Annotated in this window: 17 protein-coding genes; 8 read left to right on the forward strand and 9 right to left on the reverse strand. The window is 62.3% G+C overall.

Annotated features, from left to right (window positions below; translation table 11 throughout):
* Positions 1 to 34 precede the first annotated feature (34 nt).
* Positions 35 to 3,205, reverse strand: a complete 3,171-nt coding sequence (locus tag FE782_RS30010; RefSeq protein WP_138198042.1) for a carbohydrate binding domain-containing protein — start codon at positions 3,203 to 3,205, stop codon at positions 35 to 37.
* A gap of 236 nt (positions 3,206 to 3,441) precedes the next feature.
* Between FE782_RS30010 and FE782_RS30015 the strand changes: the two genes are divergently transcribed.
* The 6 genes from FE782_RS30015 to FE782_RS32680 all read left to right on the forward strand — a co-directional run bounded on the left by FE782_RS30015 (position 3,442) and on the right by FE782_RS32680 (position 9,871).
* Complete coding sequence (locus tag FE782_RS30015; RefSeq protein WP_138198043.1) at positions 3,442 to 4,839, forward strand: extracellular solute-binding protein; 1,398 nt, start codon at positions 3,442 to 3,444, stop codon at positions 4,837 to 4,839.
* Between the two features lie 387 nt (positions 4,840 to 5,226).
* Complete coding sequence (locus FE782_RS30020) at positions 5,227 to 5,967, forward strand: (Fe-S)-binding protein (RefSeq protein ID WP_138198044.1); 741 nt, start codon at positions 5,227 to 5,229, stop codon at positions 5,965 to 5,967.
* Entirely contained in the window at positions 5,954 to 7,471 is a 1,518-nt protein-coding gene (locus FE782_RS30025) for a LutB/LldF family L-lactate oxidation iron-sulfur protein (protein ID WP_138198045.1), read from the forward strand. Before FE782_RS30020 ends, FE782_RS30025 begins: the two co-directional genes overlap by 14 nt.
* Positions 7,464 to 8,183 (forward strand): LutC/YkgG family protein, encoded by a 720-nt coding sequence (locus FE782_RS30030; RefSeq protein WP_138198046.1) that lies wholly within the window; start codon positions 7,464 to 7,466, stop codon positions 8,181 to 8,183. Before FE782_RS30025 ends, FE782_RS30030 begins: the two co-directional genes overlap by 8 nt.
* A 14-nt stretch (positions 8,184 to 8,197) precedes the next feature.
* A complete protein-coding gene (locus tag FE782_RS30035) occupies positions 8,198 to 8,926 on the forward strand; it encodes a FadR/GntR family transcriptional regulator (RefSeq protein ID WP_138198047.1) in 729 nt (242 codons plus the stop codon).
* Positions 8,927 to 9,013: 87 nt separating this feature from the next.
* Positions 9,014 to 9,871 carry a M15 family metallopeptidase gene (locus FE782_RS32680; RefSeq protein ID WP_202914641.1) on the forward strand — a complete coding sequence of 286 codons (858 nt, stop codon included), beginning with the start codon at positions 9,014 to 9,016 and terminating at the stop codon, positions 9,869 to 9,871.
* 240 nt (positions 9,872 to 10,111) lie between these two features.
* On the opposite strand, the gene FE782_RS30045 is transcribed toward FE782_RS32680, so the two are convergent.
* Both FE782_RS30045 and FE782_RS33165 read right to left on the reverse strand, forming a co-directional pair.
* The gene (locus tag FE782_RS30045) at positions 10,112 to 10,540 is read right to left on the reverse strand and encodes a bactofilin family protein (protein WP_138198048.1); all 429 of its coding nucleotides are present in this window, start codon (positions 10,538 to 10,540) and stop codon (positions 10,112 to 10,114) included.
* 7 nt (positions 10,541 to 10,547) lie between these two features.
* A complete protein-coding gene (locus FE782_RS33165) occupies positions 10,548 to 11,552 on the reverse strand; it encodes a M23 family metallopeptidase (protein WP_138198049.1) in 1,005 nt (334 codons plus the stop codon).
* 191 nt (positions 11,553 to 11,743) lie between these two features.
* On the opposite strand from FE782_RS33165, the gene cls reads away from it, so the two are divergent.
* Positions 11,744 to 13,180: a cardiolipin synthase gene (gene cls / locus FE782_RS30055; protein ID WP_138198050.1), complete on the forward strand. Its 1,437-nt coding sequence runs from the start codon at positions 11,744 to 11,746 to the stop codon at positions 13,178 to 13,180.
* Between the two features lie 41 nt (positions 13,181 to 13,221).
* On the opposite strand, the gene FE782_RS30060 is transcribed toward cls, so the two are convergent.
* The 4 genes from FE782_RS30060 to FE782_RS30075 all read right to left on the reverse strand — a co-directional run bounded on the left by FE782_RS30060 (position 13,222) and on the right by FE782_RS30075 (position 16,766).
* Positions 13,222 to 14,139, reverse strand: a complete 918-nt coding sequence (locus FE782_RS30060) for a DNA polymerase domain-containing protein (RefSeq protein ID WP_138198051.1) — start codon at positions 14,137 to 14,139, stop codon at positions 13,222 to 13,224.
* A 70-nt stretch (positions 14,140 to 14,209) separates the two neighbouring features.
* Entirely contained in the window at positions 14,210 to 15,112 is a 903-nt protein-coding gene (locus FE782_RS30065) for a YitT family protein (protein ID WP_138198052.1), read from the reverse strand.
* Between the two features lie 6 nt (positions 15,113 to 15,118).
* On the reverse strand, positions 15,119 to 15,340 hold the full coding sequence (locus FE782_RS30070; RefSeq protein WP_138198053.1) for a hypothetical protein: 222 nt from the start codon (positions 15,338 to 15,340) through the stop codon (positions 15,119 to 15,121).
* Positions 15,341 to 15,443: 103 nt separating this feature from the next.
* Positions 15,444 to 16,766 carry a hemolysin family protein gene (locus FE782_RS30075; RefSeq protein ID WP_138198054.1) on the reverse strand — a complete coding sequence of 441 codons (1,323 nt, stop codon included), beginning with the start codon at positions 16,764 to 16,766 and terminating at the stop codon, positions 15,444 to 15,446.
* Positions 16,767 to 17,009: 243 nt separating this feature from the next.
* On the opposite strand from FE782_RS30075, the gene FE782_RS30080 reads away from it, so the two are divergent.
* Positions 17,010 to 17,741, forward strand: a complete 732-nt coding sequence (locus FE782_RS30080; protein ID WP_138198055.1) for a DUF1836 domain-containing protein — start codon at positions 17,010 to 17,012, stop codon at positions 17,739 to 17,741.
* Between the two features lie 69 nt (positions 17,742 to 17,810).
* Here FE782_RS30080 and FE782_RS30085 read toward each other — a convergent pair whose 3' ends face one another.
* Complete coding sequence (locus tag FE782_RS30085) at positions 17,811 to 18,770, reverse strand: ATP-dependent DNA ligase (protein ID WP_138198056.1); 960 nt, start codon at positions 18,768 to 18,770, stop codon at positions 17,811 to 17,813.
* Between the two features lie 33 nt (positions 18,771 to 18,803).
* Positions 18,804 to 19,451, reverse strand: a complete 648-nt coding sequence (locus FE782_RS30090) for a GAF domain-containing protein (protein ID WP_138198057.1) — start codon at positions 19,449 to 19,451, stop codon at positions 18,804 to 18,806.
* Positions 19,452 to 19,463: the final 12 nt, after the last annotated feature.

The following is a 19,463-nucleotide window of genomic DNA, read 5'->3' on the forward strand; positions in this document are numbered from 1 at the left end:
GAGGGGAGCCTCGTTTCGTTGCGGGTCCGCCCGCTTATTCGGTCATTTCGGATCGACCCGGAGGAGTGCGGACGATCCAAGGCGACAGGCTGTACAGCTCGCCGTCGAGATAAGCTTTGAACTGTACCTGCCGCGCGTCCTGCGGAATGTCCTTCGGCTTGAAGGAGAAGCGATACTCCGCTTGGCCGTTCTCCGCAAGGCCGTACGTCGCGCCGGTCACCGTCTCGGACGCAAGGAGAGCGCCTCCGCCGTGCACCTCGATCGTCACCGATTCGCCGGCCGGCGCGTCCGCGTACAGCGCCCCGTCCGTCTTGCCGCCCGGATTGAACCGGAGGTCGCCGAACCGGTTCGGCATGACGCGCACTCGAACCGGCGCGGTAACGACGGTTCGGCCGTCGAGCGTAACGACGGCATGGACCGACGCCTCGCCTGCGGCTGCGGCGGCGATGCCTTGCGCCGTCGCCGCGACGACGTTCGGATCGCTCGAGACGTACTGTACCGCCGCTCCGCCGAGCGAGGCTTGCCGTCCGTTCGCCAAATTCACGGCGACAGAAGCGTTCGCTTCTTCGCCGACGTACAGCGGACCGGAGGAAGACAGAGCGATGTCCGCCGAGTCGATTTTCACCGGAATCTTAAACAGCTTGGAGCCGTTCATATAATAGATGCTGCCGTCCGAGCCGAGCGTCATCAAGTTGACCGTGCCGTTGATCATCTGTTTCGTCCGGAGATCCGCGGGGTCGACGGCGAACAAGCTTCTTCCGATATTCGTGTAGAGCAGTCCGTCCGGGCCGAAGCGGAGATAGTACGGACGATATTTGCTCGTGTTGAACGGCGACCGCGTCACGATCTTGCTCTTCACGACGTCCAGCGTCTCCGGGTTCATGGCGAACAGCGCGGCGTCGTAGGCGTCCACGGTGCCGTCCGCCTTGTATACGGCGCCGTCCGCGATGCCCCACAGCAGCCCGTCGGGACCGATCGCAAGCTCGCCGATCAAGTTGATCGGGCCCTCGAGACCGGGGATGCGCGGCGTGAACGGCTGGACGGACAGCTGCCTCGACGCGACGTCGAAGACGAACATCTTGGCTTCCGGCTCGGTAGGATCCACGCCGAGGCCGCCGGCCCGGGACGTTCCGCCGTATACTTTCCCGTTGGCGTAAGCCAAGCCGAACAAGCTCTGGTTCGGAACGAGGCCCTGGTACGTCTCGAATTCGATGCGCGGCCGGTCGCCGTCGCCGTCCGCGATCTCGCGGAGAACCGTCAAGGCGCCGCCGAGACGTCCGTACGTCGGGAACGTGCCGATGAACAGCTGGCCGTCGCCGCTCGTCATCGTGAACGGTCGGTCCTGATCCGCTTCGAGATCGGCCGCGAGGCCCGGATTCGCCCAGCCTAGCTCGCTGTATTCCAGCGGCTTCGACATATCCAATCGGTACATCCTCGCTCCGCTGTACGTGCCGAAGTATACCTTGCCGTCGAGGAAGCCGATGCCCTCCGGCTGGTGGAACGCTTGGTTATTATAGATGAACCGTCCGCTGGCCGTGTCGTAGATGCTCATCCCGCGCTGATAGCCGCCGATGAACAAGTAGTCGCCTTGGCCCTCCAGCGCGTTCGCCGCCGCGGGCGAAGGGGGAACCTGCGCGAGATGTTCCTCGTAGGCGTTCGTCGTCGGATCGTAGAGGAACGTCTCTCCGAAGGCCGCCATGCCCGCGAGCACCGTCTTCCCCGCGAAGGCGCCGCTCGACGGCGTCAGCCATGCGTGCGACTTCACGGCGGTATCGTCCGGCAGTTCGGGAATGCCCTCGACCTTCGCGACGGTATCGGAAGCGAGGTTGTAGGCATATAGGTCGCCGTTTTGTTTATAGTACACCAGGTTCGGATCGTATGGGGAAGGCGGAGACACCTTCGTCTGGAAGTCGATCGTTCGTATGTACGCATGGGTCGCTTCGTCGAGGACGTTCAGCTTGAGCCCGGAGTACACCAGCAGCTTGCCGCCGTAGACGTCGACCTCCGACAGCGTGCCGGATTGCCCGGAGATGCCCGGAATGTCGATCTCGGTCACCTCGCCGCTGCGCCGGTCGTAGCGCATGAGGTGAGCGGTCGTGCCGATCCCGACGTACACGTAGTCGTCCGTCACGCCGAGCCCGCGGGCGTATTGCTGGCCTTCCTTCATGACGCCGAGATCGCGGAAGACGCCGGAGGCGATGTCGTATTCGAACACGCGGCCGAGATTCGTGCTGGAATACGTCGCGCCGTACAGCTTCCCGTCGGCGCTCGCCTTCAGATCGAATACTTGCTTGTTGGACGGATTTTGCCCCAACGCTTCGATGCGGCGCTCCCCGGGCGAGTAACGGTACAATTCGCCGTTCGTGCTGAAGTACACGTTGCCGTCCGGCGCCTTCGTCAGTCCCCAGATCGTGTCGGAGCCGGACAACCTCTGCGAAAAGAGGAGTTCTCCCGTAAGCGCATCCACGGTATGAAACGCTACAGGGGTGCCGACCGTCGTCACGTATTGCTCCGCTCGTCCGTCCGGTCCGACGCCGAACGCCGCCGATTGGGACAAGGCGATCTTCACCGCGTCGCCGATTTCGACCGGCTCGTCATAGACGAGCTCCAGCGGATTCTCGACGGTAACTTGCTTATGGTCGAGCTTGACGTCGTCGATATACGCCGAAGTGCCGGTTCCGCTGCCGCCCATGTAGAAGTAGAAGTCCGCATACACGGTGCCCGCGGGCGCCGTGCCTTCGATCGTCATCGTCTGCCAGCCGTTGTTCGAGGAGAGGATGCTGACGAGCTGCGTTTCGCTCCCGAGGACCGGGGCGTTGGTGCCGCCTTTAAATCGCAAGTACCCGCGCACGCTCTTCGCCGCGACGTACACCTTCGCCGTCAACCGGTACGTCTCTCCCGGCTGAACCGGGACGTTAGCGCTGTAGACGCCGATCTGGTTCGTCGCGTTGTCGTCGACGATCTTCAAGCTGTTCGCGCCGGAATACGACTTGTCCTGTGCGATCGTCGCGCTGACGCCCGCCGAGGTCGGCGAAGCGACGACCCGCCAACCGGTCGGCGCCGTCGGCGAGCTTTCGAAATCCCCGTTGACGACCGGCAGCGGGACGTATTCGACGATTTCGTCCGCCAAGGCGGCGGGGGCGAGGGACGGAACGGCGAGCGCGGCGCTAAGCAGCAAAGCGAGGGGGCGTTTCCTGTTCATCATGATCTTCCTCCTTGTTCGTTGGTAAGACAGTGCACATCCCGTAGACTCGTCCTAGAATGCTTACAAGGCGATATCTAGGCTACATAGTTTCAGGCTACAGGGGGACGGCTAGGTTGTCAATCGGAGAAACGGTCGAATCTCGTCTATTTATAGTCTAGAAATCGCCTATCGTTTCGTTCGGACGACATGCTATAATAATCCGAAACGAACGGATACGAAGGAAGGTAGGGGACGCCATGGCCAGGCCGAGCCGAAGCGAATTTACGGCCCGCATCCGCGCGCTCGCGGATCGGGTGCGCGAGGACATCGCCTCCGGCGCGCTGCAGCCGGGAGACTTCTTGCCCTCCGAGGTGGAGCTGGGAGGTACATTCGGGCTGAGCAAGGAATCGGTCCGGAAGGCGCTGGACGCGCTGGTGGAAGAGGGCTTGATCGTGAAAATGAAACGCGTCGGCAATCGAGTCGTCCGGCCGCCCGAGCGAAAGCCGGATCGCGTCGTCGCCGCGGCGGGCGAGGAGCGGACGACGCTTCGCTTCGCCTATTACCCGTCGCTGGAGACGGAAGCGCGGATCGCGTCGTCGATCGCCACCTTCGAGCGGGCGTACCCGTCCGTCGCGGTGCGGGCGATTCCGACGCCGTTCCCCGCCGAGTATGCTGAGCACGGCATCGCGGACGTCATCGCGCTGACGAATTGGGACGCGCTCAAGTGGAAGGAGCGGGATCCGTCGTTCGCGAGGCTCGGGGCCGCGCCGCGGACGGAAGCCGCGCACGCGTCGTTGTTCGCTCCGTTCCTGCGCGCGGACGGACGGGCGGCGGCCGCGCCGTTCGTCTATTCGCCGATCGTGCTTTGCTACAACCGCGAGCATCTCGCCGCTTGCTCGCTGGAGGAGCCTCAGCCGGACTGGACGTGGTACACGCTGCTGAAGGCCGCCCGCGTCTTGGGCGGCGAGCTCGGCGTCACGGGGTTCGCCTCCCATATGCAGTCCGTGAACCGATGGACGGTGTTCCTGCTGCAGAACGGTTTCCGCTTCCAAGAAGGGGAAGGGGCGCGAGCGGCGGACCACCCCGCGCTGTGGGACAGTCTGCGGGTCGCGCGCGAGCTCGTCCATCAGCAGGAGGGCGGGCGCCGGTTCTGGACGGAGAACGACGCGGACGCGGAGCGATGGTTCCAGGAGGGACGGGTCTCGATGATCATGACCTCTTACTTCGGGCTGAACCGGCTGCTGCATGCCGGCATCGATTACGGCGTGTCGCGGCTGCCGAGGCTTCGGTACGACGCTACGCTGCTGCTCGTCACGGGACTCGCCGTCGCGGCGGACGCGAAGCATGCCGAAGCGGCGGAAGCGTTCGTTCGCTTCCTGTGTGGCCGGGAGGCGCAGCTCGGCATTCGCCGCGACACGCTGACGCTCCCCGCGCATCCGGAGGCGCTGGCCGTTCAGGGCGGGCTTACCGGAAACCGGCCGTCGCGCGAGCCCGACCCGGCGGAGCTGTGGGACGCTTGCCGGGACTACGAGGATCTCCGCCTCGGGACGTCGGCGCTCGAGGCGATTCGCGAGGAGCTGAAGGGGTACTGGTCGAAGCTCGAGGACGAAACCGAGGCCAGCCTTCGGTTGGAATCGCTGCTGCTCGGCAAGTAGCGGGAGGCGAACGAACGGGGTTCCAACCGCGAACCCCGGACGGGAAATCCTCCCGCTTATTGTCTCGATCGGACGCCTTTCCGTTCCTTGAACGGGAAAATCTCCTGCTTATTCGCGGGTAATGCCCGAAAACCGAAGGTTTCGGCGGCTTAAGAGGGAGGATTTCCGGTCCGACGGTCGTTTCGCCTGTCTTCGGCGGGTGTAGGCGGGAGGATTTCCCGTCCACAGGCAGGCTCGAGGGGCGTCCGACGATTGGAGCGCTATGGATAGGACGGCGAATCTCGTCTGTACCGAATGGGTGAGGCAAAAGGGTATTTACGCCACTCAACATGTCTGATAAGCTGATAAGTAAATCACACCAATTCCTCCGAGAGGACGGTTCGGCGCATGAAGGTTTCTTTATTTATTACGTGTTTGAGCGACGCGATCTATCCGCGCGTGGGCGAAGCGATGGTGCGGCTGCTCGCGAAGTACGGCGTGGCGGTCGACTTCCCCGCGTCGCAGACGTGCTGCGGCCAGCCCGCGTTCAACAGCGGTTATTGGGACGAGGCGCGCGCCTCGGCGAAGACGCTCGTCGAAGCGTTCGACGACAGCGACTTCGTCGTATCCCCGTCGGGCTCTTGCACCGGCATGATCCATCATTATTTTCCGAAGCTGTTCCAAGACGACCCCGCGATGCTCGCGAAAGCGAACGCGCTCGCGGCGAAGACGTACGAGTTCACGCAGTTTCTCGTGCAGGTGCTCGGCGTCGAGGACGTCGGCGCGTCGTTCCCGCACAAGGTGACGTATCACCCGTCGTGCCACGGCAGCCGCCTGCTCGGCATCAAGAACGAGCCGGCGACGCTGATGGCGAACGTGCGCGGGATGGAGCTGGTGCCGCTGCCGTTCGCGGAGGATTGCTGCGGCTTCGGCGGCACGTTCGCGATCAAGATGTGCGACATCTCCGGCGCGATGGTGTCGGAGAAGGCGGACCATGTGCTCGAGACCGAAGCGGAAGTGCTCGTCGGCCTCGACATGGGCTGTTTGATGAACATCGCGGGCAACTTGCGCTACCGCGGCAAGCCGGTGCGCGTCATGCATCTGGCGGAGCTGCTCTACGAGGGGGTGTCGGCCGTTGAGTCACGCTAACGCACATGGGTCGACCGTCAAGGAACGCGCGGACGTCGCGCTGAACGACGAGTTTTTGCGCAAGGCGGTCAAGTTTACGACGGAGCGGCTGCGCAACGGGAAGAAGGCGGCGTCCGAGGAGCACGGCAATTGGGACGAATGGCGCGAGCGCGGCCGGCAAATCCGTCTGCATACGATCGCTCATTTGGATTACTATTTGAATACGTTCATCGAAAATGCCCGCGCCAACGGCGTCCATATCCACTTCGCGGATACGGCGGCGGAGGCGGTCGAGATTTCGCTCGCCATCGCGAAGAACGTCGGCGCGCGCTCCGTCGTCAAGTCGAAGTCGATGGTGAGCGAGGAGCTTCACTTGAATGCGGCGTTAGAGGGGATCGGCGTCGAGTCGATCGAGACGGACCTCGGCGAGTATATCATTCAGCTTGCCAACGAGACGCCGTCGCACATTATCATTCCTGCGATTCATAAGAACCGCTATCAGATCGCGGAGCTGCTGTCGAAGGACGCGGGCGAGACGCTGGAGCCGGAGACGAAAATATTGGCGGGCTTCGTGCGCAAGAAGCTGCGGGAGAAGTTCCTCGAGGCGGACATCGGCATGACGGGCTGCAACTTCGCGATCGCGGAGAGCGGGTCGATGGTCCTGTTCGAAAACGAAGGCAACGCCCGCATGGTCACCACGGTGCCGAAAACCCAAATTACGCTGATGGGCATGGAGCGCATCATCCCGACGTGGGACGATCTCGAGGTGATGGCGACGCTGCTGCCGCGTTCGGCGACGGGGCAGCGATTGACCGTCTACATGTCCGGCATTACCGGACCGCGGCGTACGGACGACGGCGACGGGCCGGAAGAGATGCACATCGTCATCGTCGACAACGGCCGTTCGCTGCAGCTCGGCGACCCGGAGTTCCAGGAGCTGCTCAATTGCATTCGCTGCGGCGCCTGCCTCAACGCTTGCCCGGTGTACCGCCACATCGGCGGACACGCGTACGGCGGCACGTACAGCGGCCCGATCGGCGCGGTGCTGACGCCGGCGCTGCAGAAGAACGTCGCCGAATGGGACGACATCGCGAACGCGTCGAGCCTTTGCGGAGCGTGTTACGAGGCGTGCCCGGTCAAAATTCCGCTGCACGACATGCTCGTCTACTTGCGGCGACGCAAGGTGCAGGCAGGGGCCGGCGACCCGCTCGAGAAGGCGGGGATGAAAGGGTTCCAGATCGTCATGACGAACGCCTCCCGGTTCCGCGGCGTGCTGAAGCTCGCGAAGCTCGGGCAGCCGCTCGTCGCGCGGGACGGGTACATTAAGGCGAAGATCGGCCCTCTGGCGGGCTGGAATTCGTACCGGCATCTGCCGGCGCTGCCGAGCGATTCGTTCCGCGACCGCTGGACGACGTTGTACGGCGAGCTGCAAGCGGAGGCGGGATCGAAAAGCGAAGATGCGCGTCGCCGGATGGAAGCGGCGCTCGCCAAGCGGAAACGGGAAGGAGGGCACGGCCATGACTGACGATGTATTGAAGCGGCTCGAGGCGCGGTCGATCGCCAAGCAATCGGAGTTTATCGGCAATATCGCGAGCCGGCTCGGCCGCGTCGGGAAAACCGCTTCGCCGCCGAAGCATCCGTTCAAGGGCGCGCCGGCGTTCTGGAACGAGTTCGACCTGCCGCTCGAGGAGCGGGTCTCGTTGTTCTCGGACAATTGGGGCAAGGCCGGCGGCCATGTCGTGCGCCACGGCTCCATGGAGGACGCGAAGGCGTGGATCGCGGCGAAGGCGAACGAGCTCGGGGCGAAGCTGGTGCTCCGGCAAAACCAGCCGGAGCTGAACGCGCTCGCCATCGAAGCGGAGCTGCCGGACGCGCGCGTCGTCGTCTGGGACGAAGCGCCGAAGGCGGACCGGCTCGCGGTCGCGGCCGGCGCCGACATCGGCCTCGTCGTCGTCGACCATGCGGTCGCTTACACCGGCTCGCTCGTCGCGAAGTCGTCGGCGCGGAAGGGCCGCTCCGTCAGCCTGCTGCCGACGGTGCTGTTCGCGATCGTTCCGCTGGATCGTATGGTAACGCGCCTCGGCGAAGTGCTGCGACCGCTCGACGCGACGCCGCGCGAGGCGCTCCCGGCCGGCGTGCATTTCATCTCCGGTCCGAGCCGCTCGGCCGACATCGAGAACGACCTGACGATCGGCGTCCACGGCCCCGGCGTCGTGTACGCGATTCTGGTAGGATAGGCGGGCCGCGGGGGATGGACATCGCGAAGCTGTCGAAGCGGAACCACTACGAGCATATCACGGAGCAGCTGAAGCGGCTGATCGTGGACGGGGAGCTGAAGCCCGGCGACAAGCTGCCGTCGACGAAGGAGCTGTCGGAGCGGTTCGGCGTCGGACGGTCCACGATGCGAGAGGCGCTCAGCGCGCTGAAGGCGATGGGGCTGATCGACGTCCGGCAGGGCGGGGCGAGCACGGTGCTCGCCCCGCCGGCGCCGGGGCTCGAGAGCCTCGAAAGCCTGGTTCTCAATAAGCGCACGATTCTCGATTTGCTGGAGGCGCGGCAGTCGTTCGAAATCGCCAACGCGGGGCTCGCCGCGCGCAAGCGAACGGAGGACGATCTCGCCGCCTTCCGGGTCATCTTGGACGACATGCGCGTCTCTCTCGGCGACGAAGAAGCCGGCGAGCGCACCGACCTCGCGTTCCACCGCCAGCTGGCGGCGGCGACGCGCAACTCGGTGCTGCCGACGCTGTTCGAGGCGGTCTCCTCGCAGATGGAGCTGGCGATCCGCGAGACGCGGCGGGCGGAGCTGTACGCGAACCGTTCCGTGTCGGATCGGCTGTACCTCGAGCACGTCGCCATCTTCGAAGCGGTCGAGCGCGGCGATCCGCCGGGCGCGGAAAGCCGCATGCGAGAGCATCTCGAGCACGTCGAGAGCATCTTAATGAAACATCTGCAACTCCTACGAAAGTATGGGGAAAAATAGGTCTGGCAATGCCATGTCCGCAATGCTATACTCCCGGTGTATACGTTTAACAACATGAAATACACCAAGTTGCCGGGGTGAGCGAGTATGAAAGTTTTTAAATACATCGTGCTGCCGGTCATCGCGGCCGCGGCCGTCTGGTTCGGGGCGCCGTACGCGGCCGAATTCCTGCAGCCGGATACGTCCGCGCAGGCGCCGTCCGAGGCGCCGACGGACGAGCCCGCCGAACAACCGTCGGAGGCCGAAGGCGAGACGCCGTCCGAGCCGGGAGACGTTCCGGCGTCGGGAACGCCGGAGGAGGCTCCGCCGTCGGACGAGCCTGCCGAGGAAGCGCCCGCGGCGGAGGAGCCGCAAGAGCCGGCTTCGCCGTTCACCGAAGAAGCGAAGGCCGCGATCTTGTTCGTCAATAAGGAGCACCCGCTCGACGCGAAGTATAAGCCGGACGATCTCGTCGTGCCGGACGTGAAGTTTTCGTTCGACGGCGACAACCCGAAGAAGCAGCTGCAACGGGTCGCCGCGGAGGCGCTCGAGGCGCTGTTCGCGCAGGCGGAGGAGGACGGCATCGAGCTGCGGGCGGTATCCGGCTATCGGTCGTACGCCACGCAGAAGGCGATCTTCGAGCGCAACGCGAGCATTAAGGGCGAGGAAGAAGCGAACCGAACGAGCGCGTATCCCGGGCAGAGCGAGCATCAGACCGGCCTGGCCATGGACGTGTCCGCGGCCAGCGTGAACTATGCGCTCGAAGAAGCGTTCGGCGAGACGGTCGAAGGCATCTGGCTGGCGGAGAACGCGGCGAGCCACGGCTTCATCATCCGCTACCCGAAGGATAAAGAGGACGTCACCGGCTATAAATACGAGCCGTGGCATCTGCGCTACGTCGGCGTCGACATCGCCGAGTTCGTGACGGAGCAGGGACTTACGCTGGAAGAGTTTCTAGAAGAATAACGGCGCCTAAGGGCCGCCGCGGGAGCAGCACGGATGCTTTCGCGGCGGTTTTTTTTACGTTTGGGGAGGGTCGGGGGTGTTCCGCTTGCTCAGGAATATGGGAGTCGGCAAGGCCCTATGCGCCTATCCTTTCCTGAGCCGGGGGAATCAGCTAAGAAAGAAGCCGCAGGAGTAGGTCGAGCACAGACAAAAAAACTGCCTCAGGGTCCGTCGGACCCCGAGGCAGCCTTCGGGCTAATGCTATACCGCCGTCGAGCTGTAATCGCCGCCTTGCTGCGCGTAGCTCGGTTGTTCCTGCGGCTTCTCCGCTTCCTTGGCGGCCGCCTTGCCTTCCATCTTGCACATGCCTTGGAACACGGCGCCTTCGGCTACGACGAGCGAGTCGGCCGACGCGTCGCCGTACAGCCGGCCGGTGCCGGTCAGCGTCAAGGTGCCTCGGGCGAGAACGTTGCCGTGCACGACGCCCGCGATCACGACGTTGCGCGCGTCGATGTTCGACGTCGCCTTGCCGTCCTCGCCGATCGCGACGTCGCCGCCGCACTCGATGTCGCCGATCATCCGGCCCTCGACCCGGAGGCTTGTATCGGATGCAATCTTTCCTTCGAACGTGCTGCCTTCGCCGATCAACGTATCGGTCGCGCTCACGTCGACGCGTTTGGACTTAAACATGCTTAGGTCATCCTTCCTTACTGGAGAAATATCGTTTCGGATTGATCGGTTCGCCGTTCTTATGTACCTCGTAATGCAGATGCGGGCCGGTGCTGCGGCCGGTCGAGCCGAGCTTGCCGATGCGGTCGCCCTTCTTCACGCGCTGCCCCTTCGCGACGAGCGACTTCGACAGGTGCATGTAGACCGTCTCGAAGCCGTTGCCGTGTTTCACATAAATATAGTTACCCATGGCGCGATCGTACCCGGTGCGGGTCACTTGGCCGTCCGCCGTCGCGAAGATCGGATCGCCGACGTCGCCGCCGAAGTCGATGCCCTTGTGGTACGCGCTGCGGCGGGTGAACGGGTCCTTGCGGTATCCGAACGAGGACGTCACCGTCGTCGAGGTCGTCGGGAAGATCGAAGGGGTGCCGCGGCGCAGGAGCGCGAGCTTCTCGGCCTCCTGCAGCGCTTCTTGCAGCGCGCCTTCGAGCCGTTCGGCTTCGACGGACATCGCCTCGAATTCGCCGTGCGTCGTCTGCGACAGTCGAAGCGCCTCCTCGGTGTCGACGGGGTCGTATTGACCGCCGACGGCCGACCCGGCGGGGACGGAAAGTCCGGCGGCGGTTTCGTTCGCACGGTTCGCTTGCGCGGCGGGCGTCCCGGCGTCCGCTTCGGTCAAGGATAAAATTTCGCGTTCGAGCGATTGCAGCTCCGCCATCTTCGCGGAGAACGTCTCCGCTTCTTGCGACAATCGGACGACTTCGTCCTGAAGCTTCGCGATCTCCGTATTTTTCGCTTCCAAGGTTCGTCCGAGCGCGGCCCGTTCGGCCGACCATTCCGCCTTCATGTCGCCGTTCGCCTGAAGCGCCGCAGACTGGGTCTGAACCAATACCGCCGCGGATGCGCTCAACAGGAGCGCGGCGGGGGGCAAGATATAGAGCCAGACGGCGGAAAATTGCAGCCGCCGCACCTGCCGGTTCGCTTCGGGAATGATCAAAAACGTTAGCTTCTTGGTCCATCGGTGGGGAATCATAACGTCTCCTTCGAATGCCTGTGTTGGGTAACGCTTCTAAGCACAACGGGTCTTAGTATGGACGATTTTGGGAATCGAACGCTTGGAAATTTACTCCAACGGATGTCGGCCGCGGCCGACGCTCGGCGCGAATGTTCCCCCGGGCCAGCGGGCATACTATTCGGTACGCCCCGGAGGTGACTTTATCGCACATGATCTGGTTGACGTCGATCTTGCTTCTGTTCATTTTCCAAATCGGTACCGTTCTGTTCGTAGAGTTCAGGCGCCCGTCCAAAGCGATCGCCTGGTTGTCCATTATGTTCATGCTCCCGATCGTCGGCCTATTCGTGTATTATTTCATAGCTCGGGAGTATCGGCAGCGTACGAAGGTGAAGCGCAGGGAGCGGGAGACGGTAGAGGAAGCGAATCGTCACCGGCTGCCGCCGAACGCTCGCGCGCTGGAACGGATTACGGACTTCCCGAATCCGTCCATGCATGAGGAGAAACGGCTGTACGGCTTGCTGCGCAGCTTTCCCGACGCGACGCTGACGATGCGCAACGACACGACGGTGTTCGCGTCCGCGCAGGAGACGTACCGCCTCATGCTCGAGGACATCGAGCGGGCGAAAGATCACATACATATGCTGTATTACATATGGAACGACGACGGGTACGGACGGAAATTTCACGACGCGTTGATCCGCAAGGCGCTGGAGGGCGTCGAGGTGCGCATTATTTACGACGGGATCGGCGCGTATTCGACCCCGAAAGGGTTTTGGAACAGCTTGCGGGCGGCGGGGGGACATGTCCATTGCTTCCTGCCCGCGGTGATCGCCTTGTTCGACAAGCGGTTGAATTACCGAAACCACCGGAAAATTACCGTGGTGGACGGTTTGATCGGCTACGTGGGCGGCATCAATATCGGGGACGAATATACGGGTAAGGACAAGAAGCTCGGGTACTGGCGGGATACCTCCGTACGAATTATGGGGGATGCCGTGTACGAGCTGCAGCGCGTGTTCGCGAAAGATTGGCAGTTCGTGTGCGGCGAGAGGCTGCCGTATGCGGAGCGGTTCTTTCCGAAGCATCCGGTCACGGCGAAGGATACGGTGCAGATCGTGCCGAGCGGCCCGGATTCGAATTGGAACACGATTTTGGAGATGTACTTCACGGCGATTTGCAGCGCCAAGGAAAGGATCTTCGTGACGTCGCCGTATCTGATCCCCGACCGCAGCTTGCTGATGGCGCTGAAGACGGCGGCGCTCGCGGGCGTCGACGTGCGCATCGTCATTCCGGGCGTCGCCGATTCGAAGGTGACGTTATGGGCTTCGTTGTCGTTCGTCGAAGAGCTGCTGCAGACCGGCGTCCGCATCTACCGGTACTGCAAGGGGTTCATGCACGCGAAGATTATCGTCGTGGACGACCACTTCGCTACGACGGGGACGGCGAATATGGACTTGAGAAGTTTCTATGATAATTTCGAAATTAACGCCGCGTTCTTCGACGAGAGGATCGTCGCGCGGTTCGCGAGCGACGTGCTGACCGACATCTCCGAGAGCGAGGAGATTCGGCTCGATGCGTTCGCGAAGCGGGGGAAGCTGCAGATCGCCAAGGAGGCGCTCGGCCGGCTGATTTCGCCGCTGTTGTAGGCGGCGACGCCGGGGGGCGCCCGGCGGGCCACGCCCAGGCGTTACCTCGAGCCCGGAGCGCGCAGGCCGGCAAGAATTCGGTCGAGCGACTGCGGCGGCACGCGGCGGATGAGATCCCCGTGCGCGGACAAGCGGGCTTCGATGTTGCGCAGGTGGAAGTCGGACGGCTTCACCCGGGGGTGGAGCTCGTCGTAAAACAACGGCGTCGACACGCTGCCGCCCTTCTTCGCTCGAGGCGTATAGGGCGCGGACAACGTTTTCCCGTACCAATGCTGTAAATAGTCGAAATAGATGAGCGTGCCGCGATCCTTCTTCAGCCGCTCGATCGTGAACAGCTTCGGATGCGCCTGCACGAGGTAGTCGCCTAGGAATTTGCCGATGGAGCGAAGCTGCTCGAACGTATATCCGCGCCGAATCGGCACGTACACCTGCACGCCGGTCGCCCCGGACGTCTTCGCGACGCTCTGGACGCCGAGCGAGGCCAACAGGTCGACGACGATCTTCGCCGCTTCCATGATACGGGGCTCCTCCTCGAGCGTCGGATCGATGTCGATGAGCCATTCCGCGGGCAATTCGTCGTTCAGGTAATGCAGCGACGGATGGAATTCGAGGCAGGCCAAATTGCCGAGCCAAACGAGCGTCGGCAGCGAATCCAGCACGATGTAGTTGATGTCGCCGAGCGGCGCCGTCTTGACGAAGTCGGGCGCGCCCTTGGGGCAATTTTTCTGATAGAAAAACTCGTCGCCTACGCCGTGCGGCCAGCGAATCGTCGTAAGGTACCGGTTCGAGGTGTAGGAGAGCAAATAAGGCGACAGGGCGATGAGCCGATCGAGGAATTCCAGCTTCGTGATGCCGACGTCGGGCCAGAGCGGCTTGTTCGGATTCGTGACGGTCAGCTCGTGTCCGTCGATGGTGACGACGCCTTTTTGCGTTTTCGAAGGGGCGTACGCGGGGCTCATCGGGAAAACCTCCTTGGCTTGGCGCGGCGATTTTCCCTAGTATGAGCCAATCGAGGCGAGCGCACTCGCCTTAGTGGATGTCCTTTTTCTTGAACCGGCCGCCCTTCACGTCATGGATGTTGCCGACGGCCAGGAACGCCGCGGGATCGAGCTCGTCGACGATCGTCTTCAGCTTCGCTTCCTCCAGACGGGTGACGACGCAGAAGATGACCTTCTTCGCGCCGCCGGTGAACGCGCCTTCGCCGTTCAAATACGTGACGCCGCGGCCGAGGCGCTGCATGATCGAGCTGCCGATCAGATCGTGGTTTTCGCTGATGATCCACACCGCCCGGGACTCGTCGAAGCCCTCGATCGTAATGTCGATCATCTTGAAGGCGATGAAATACGCGATCAGCGAGTACATGGCGCGATCCCAGCCGAAGACGAAGCCGGCGCTGCCGAGGATGAACAGGTTCAGGAACATGACGATTTCGCCGACGGAGAAGGCCGTCTTCTTGCTGAACAAGATGGCGACGATTTCCGTGCCGTCGAGCGAGCCGCCCGAGCGGATGACGAGGCCGACGCCGATGCCGAGAATAATGCCGCCGAAGACGGCCGCCAGCAGCGGATCGATCGTGATCGGGGGGATCGGGTGCAGATAGTAGGTGCCGATGGACATAATCGCGACGGCGTACAGCGTGGAGACGGCGAACGTCTTGCCGATCTGTTTGTAACCGACGAATAAGAACGGAAGGTTGAGCAGCATCAAGAAGACGCCGAGCGGAATTTGCGATATGTGGGAGGCGATGATCGAGATGCCGACGATGCCTCCGTCGATGATGTTGTTCGGGACGAGGAAAATTTCGAGGCCGACGGCCATGAAAGCTGCGCCCAGCGTAAGAAACAACGCTCTCCGAAGCACCTTCGCCTTGGAAAGCTTGTTATGCTGCGCGGCAGCTTGCGGCTGTACGGCCGCTTTCACCTCTGTGCTCATAAGTCATTACTCCTCTCCATGGGGTTTCGATTTCGGATGCGAAAGGTCGAGGGCGAATTCCGAGGCGATCTCGTTCACGATCAGGTCGATCGCGGACAGCTGCCCTTGCAAATATTCGCGTTGGCCGTCGAATTCGGCCCGTTCGAGCTGCTGCTTCAACGTATCGCGGCGAAGCGTCAGCAGCGAGATATAATGTTCCACCTTGGATTTGCGGAACGTTTCCGCCATGATCGGGGACACCCTTTCGCGCTTGTTAATTAATACAATTGTATACCAATGTATACAATCCTGCAAGAAAAAAGCCTCTTGCACGGTGGCAGGAGGCTTTGCCTTACGATTCCGCAGGCGCGGCGACGGCGGCGGATCGCTCCGCGGCAAGCTTGATTTCGACCTTGCGTACGCGGTGCTTCTCTTTCTCCAACACGACGATGTCCAAGCCGCCGAACGAGAGGCTTTCGCCTTTCTCGATGTCGGGCGACGCGCTGTACACCCAACCCCCGATCGTATCGACGTCTTCGCTGTCGAGGTCGGTGCCGAGCAGCGCATTGACCTCGGACAGCAGCACCGTACCGTCCACGATATAATGCTGCGATTCCGCGATCATTTCGATTTCCTTGCGTTCGTCCGCGTCGAATTCGTCGCGGATTTCGCCGACGATCTCCTCAAGAATGTCTTCGATCGTAATGAGCCCGGACGTCCCGCCGTATTCGTCGACGAGAATCGCGATATGCACGCGCGCCGCTTGCATCGTCTTGAGCAGCGACTTCACCGGCGTCGCGTCGGACACGGTGAGCGCCGGCTGGATGACGGACTTCCAATCGAAGTCCGGGTTGCCCCGGTACTGCATGAACAGCTTCTTCGTATTGATGAAGCCGACGATGTTGTCCTTGCTTCCTTGCGCGACCGGGAAGCGGGTATATTGTTCTTTCCAAATAATTTCGATGTTTTCTTGGAGAGAGTTCTCCATATATAAGCAGGCCATGTCGGTTCGAGGCACCATGATCTCCCGAGCGGACAGTTCGTCGAAAGTGAAGATGCGGCTGACGTACCCGTATTCCGTATTGTTGATTTTCCCGCTCTCGAAGCTGTCGTTCAGGATGATCCGAATTTCCTCTTCGGAGTGAGCTTCTTCGTTCTCGCTTGCCGGCTTTAAGCCGAACAGCCGGATGAGACGATTCGCGGAGCCGTTCAGCAGCCAGATGAACGGGTACATGACGCGGTGAAACCAGATGATCGGGAGCGCGAACCAAAACGACACTTGTTCGGCCTTCTGTATCGCAAGCGACTTCGGCGCCAACTCGCCGACGACGACGTGCAGGAACGTAATGAGGACGAACGCGAGCACGAACGACACCGGCGTCGAGACGCTCTCGGGAACGCCGAAGTCATGGAAGAGCGGGTGAAGCATCTTCTCGACCGTCGGCTCGCCCAACCAACCGAGACCGAGCGCTGTAATCGTGATGCCCAACTGACATGCCGAAAGATAAGCGTCTAGATTGCTTGTAACCTTGCGGACGGCGAGCGCGTTCTTGCGGCCTTCCAGGACCAACTGATCGACCCGGCTCGACCGGAGCCGGATAATGGCGAATTCCGTCGCGACGAAAAACGCGGTCAAACCGATAAGCAAAGCTACCAAAAACAAATTTAGCGCCATGAGTACCTCTCTTTTCTGAGATCAATAAACGTTGAACCATATAAATAAGTTCTTATGAACTCATTTTATGACCTCGAGCGGGTTTCAGGCAATGTCCTTATAAGGCGGTACTGGCGTGTTTCGGTTCGTTTCGGGGGAATAGGCGGAAGGAACCCGCCATTTCGAACGTTGACAACCGATTGCGACGGTTCTATGATGGTTCACGTGAACTTGAAATTATCGAATGGCCGGGGAGGGGACCGGATGGAATCCTTTACGCTGACGCGCCGCGAGGCGGCTTCGCTGCTGTTGTCGCTGCAAGGACGCATCGATCGCACGCCGCTGGCAGTGATGCAGGAGGCCTGGCGCCGCACGCATCCGACCGCGCTGCCGCCCGTGTTCGAGAAACTATTGAAGTCGCAGAAGCCGGACGGACTGTCGTTAACGGATATTGTGTCCCTCGGCAATCGAATCGAATATACCAATATTTCGATTACCGGCGCCCAGAATTGGGTGAAGCGGGACTTCAAGGAGTTTCTCGGCTCGCCGCGGTGCGGGAAGAAATATTCGTTCGAGCAGGCGGCGCTGCTGTTCATCATCGAAGACTTGAAGACCTGCCTCGACTTCGAGTCGATCCGCAGCTTGTTTCATATCCTGTTCGGCAAGCCGGACGACGACGCCGACGACGTCATCCATCCGACGGACTTGTTTCATACGTATTCCTCGCTGTTCGAAGAGCTGGATAAAAACAACGATCAGCTGCTCGACGTCAGCGGACACGAGACGAGTCTGCGCAATCGGGACGCGCTCATGGAAAACATGATCGTGCTCCGCACGTCGCAGTATGTAGAGAAGCACACGGCGCTGTCGAGCGGGGAGCGGGAGTCGCTGCGCAACGCGCTCATCATCGCGCTCGTGTCGGTGCAGGCGGCGTACTTCCACGCGCTGTCCCGGCGGTATATGAACGCGACGATGTTTCTGCACGGGAAGGAATAAAGCTTCGATTTTTCGGAAAATGAACCAGGCCGAGCGCCGACGCCATCGCGTCGAGCTCGGCCTGTTCGTTCAGGTGGGGGCGGCGAGGAACCGCTCCAGCGCCGGCGGGTCCGCCAGCTTCGGATGGCGGAGCAGCCCGTCCGCCGTCACCTCGAGGCCGGTGACGGCGACGAGGAAGGGACGGTCGAGCCAGACGACCGTCTCCCGCTTCAGGTCGGCGGGCGCGGCGCCGCCGGCGAAGGGGCTTTGCGCGGCGCGGTGCGCGGCCGCGTACGAGGCCAGGGCGGAACGGCTTCGCTCGTTCAGCCCGAGGGAGGCGCGCCCGAAGTAGGCGCCCTCGTACGCGAGCGCGAGGCTCGCCACGCGGCCCTCGCGGAACACGACGCCGATGCATCGGGCGTCGTAGCGTTGGATCGCGCGCTTCTTATACGCGTCGCGATGCTTCTTGCCCTCCGCGTACGGGGCGGACAGCCGCTTGCTGACGATGCCCTCCCAGCCGCGTTCCTCGACCCAGCGCCACAGCCCGGGGCCGTCGTCGAACAGATCCGTCACGAACAGCGACGGATCGCCGTCCGGCGGGAACGCCGCGCGCAGGCGGGCGTACCGTTCGGCGTACGGCAGGCTTCGCAGGTCCTCGCCGTTCGCGGCGAGCAGGTCGAACAGCACGTACGAAACCGGCTGCTCGGCGCTCGATCGGGCGAGCGCGGCGGCGGCGCGGGTGCGCTCGCGCTGCAGCACCTTCTGGAAGACGGGACGGCCGAGCGCCGCGTCGAAGTACACGATCTCGCCGTCGAGGACGTAGGAGCCCTCGACCTGTCGAAGTCGACGGACGACCTCCGGATACGTATCCTCTTTGCGAAGCAGCTTCCGCGAGTACAGCTCGACCCGACCGTCGTCGACGACGGCGAGCGCGCGGACGCCGTCCCATTTCAGCTGATACCCCCAGTCGGGGCCTTCCGGGATGTCGTCCCGCGAAATCGGACCCATCGGTTCGGCCGGCAGGACGAAGGGGACGGGAGGCGAAGACATGCGGTTGTCCTCCTATCGGCGGTGGCTTATGTTCTAAAACGCGGCGGCGGCTTGGACGAACCGATCTCTCGCGTCCAGCAATCGGCTCTCGATGCTCGTCGCCTGCCGCCGGATGAGCAGACTCTCCTCTAAACTCCAGGCTTTCGGCTGCCGCGAAAATAAATTCGCATGTCCGATGATGCGACCGTTATGCAAGAGCGGCACGGTACAGAACGATCGGAGATCGGCCTTCAGCAAGTCGTTCCGATGATTCAGCGAGACGAGGTGCTCGCTGGAGTCGACGTCGCGAATCGGCACGACGCGCTTCACGTACTCGGGGGTTTCTCCGTCGACGATATCGCCGATCACGGAGAGGCCGTTGGCGTATTCGGAATAATGCTTCGGCACGCTCGGATCGGCTCCGACCCAGAGCCGCTTCTCGGCCGAGTCGAAAAAATAGACGCCCATCGTCACGTCCCGTTCGGGGAACAACCGCTCCGTCGCGAGACAGAACCGATTCAAAAGGAGCTTCGTCTCCATGTAAATATATTGCTCCGGCCCGATCCATTCCTCTCGATACAGCTTCAGGAGATGATTGGAAACGTTGGACTCCTGCAGGAGCCGCCGGTCTAACGTCGCGAGCGCCCGGCGAATGTCCTTCGTCAGCTTGAAGGTTCGCAGGGACGTAATCATGCGGTCCATCGGCGGTCACCT

This window comes from Paenibacillus antri, from assembly GCF_005765165.1.
GTDB lineage: Bacteria > Bacillota > Bacilli > Paenibacillales > YIM-B00363 > Paenibacillus_AE > Paenibacillus_AE antri.

Coding starts and splice junctions, on each gene's coding strand:
- FE782_RS30075 (WP_138198054.1), bottom strand. CDS start 16,766: ATGGCGCTAAATTTGTTTTTGGTAGCTTTGCTTATCGGTTTGACCGCG.
- FE782_RS30045 (WP_138198048.1), bottom strand. CDS start 10,540: ATGTTTAAGTCCAAACGCGTCGACGTGAGCGCGACCGATACGTTGATC.
- FE782_RS30015 (WP_138198043.1), top strand. CDS start 3,442: ATGGCCAGGCCGAGCCGAAGCGAATTTACGGCCCGCATCCGCGCGCTC.
- FE782_RS30010 (WP_138198042.1), bottom strand. CDS start 3,205: ATGATGAACAGGAAACGCCCCCTCGCTTTGCTGCTTAGCGCCGCGCTC.
- FE782_RS32680 (WP_202914641.1), top strand. CDS start 9,014: ATGAAAGTTTTTAAATACATCGTGCTGCCGGTCATCGCGGCCGCGGCC.
- FE782_RS30070 (WP_138198053.1), bottom strand. CDS start 15,340: ATGGCGGAAACGTTCCGCAAATCCAAGGTGGAACATTATATCTCGCTG.
- FE782_RS30080 (WP_138198055.1), top strand. CDS start 17,010: ATGGAATCCTTTACGCTGACGCGCCGCGAGGCGGCTTCGCTGCTGTTG.
- cls (WP_138198050.1), top strand. CDS start 11,744: ATGATCTGGTTGACGTCGATCTTGCTTCTGTTCATTTTCCAAATCGGT.
- FE782_RS30060 (WP_138198051.1), bottom strand. CDS start 14,139: ATGAGCCCCGCGTACGCCCCTTCGAAAACGCAAAAAGGCGTCGTCACC.
- FE782_RS30065 (WP_138198052.1), bottom strand. CDS start 15,112: ATGAGCACAGAGGTGAAAGCGGCCGTACAGCCGCAAGCTGCCGCGCAG.
- FE782_RS33165 (WP_138198049.1), bottom strand. CDS start 11,552: ATGATTCCCCACCGATGGACCAAGAAGCTAACGTTTTTGATCATTCCC.
- FE782_RS30085 (WP_138198056.1), bottom strand. CDS start 18,770: ATGTCTTCGCCTCCCGTCCCCTTCGTCCTGCCGGCCGAACCGATGGGT.
- FE782_RS30020 (WP_138198044.1), top strand. CDS start 5,227: ATGAAGGTTTCTTTATTTATTACGTGTTTGAGCGACGCGATCTATCCG.
- FE782_RS30030 (WP_138198046.1), top strand. CDS start 7,464: ATGACTGACGATGTATTGAAGCGGCTCGAGGCGCGGTCGATCGCCAAG.
- FE782_RS30090 (WP_138198057.1), bottom strand. CDS start 19,451: ATGGACCGCATGATTACGTCCCTGCGAACCTTCAAGCTGACGAAGGAC.
- FE782_RS30035 (WP_138198047.1), top strand. CDS start 8,198: ATGGACATCGCGAAGCTGTCGAAGCGGAACCACTACGAGCATATCACG.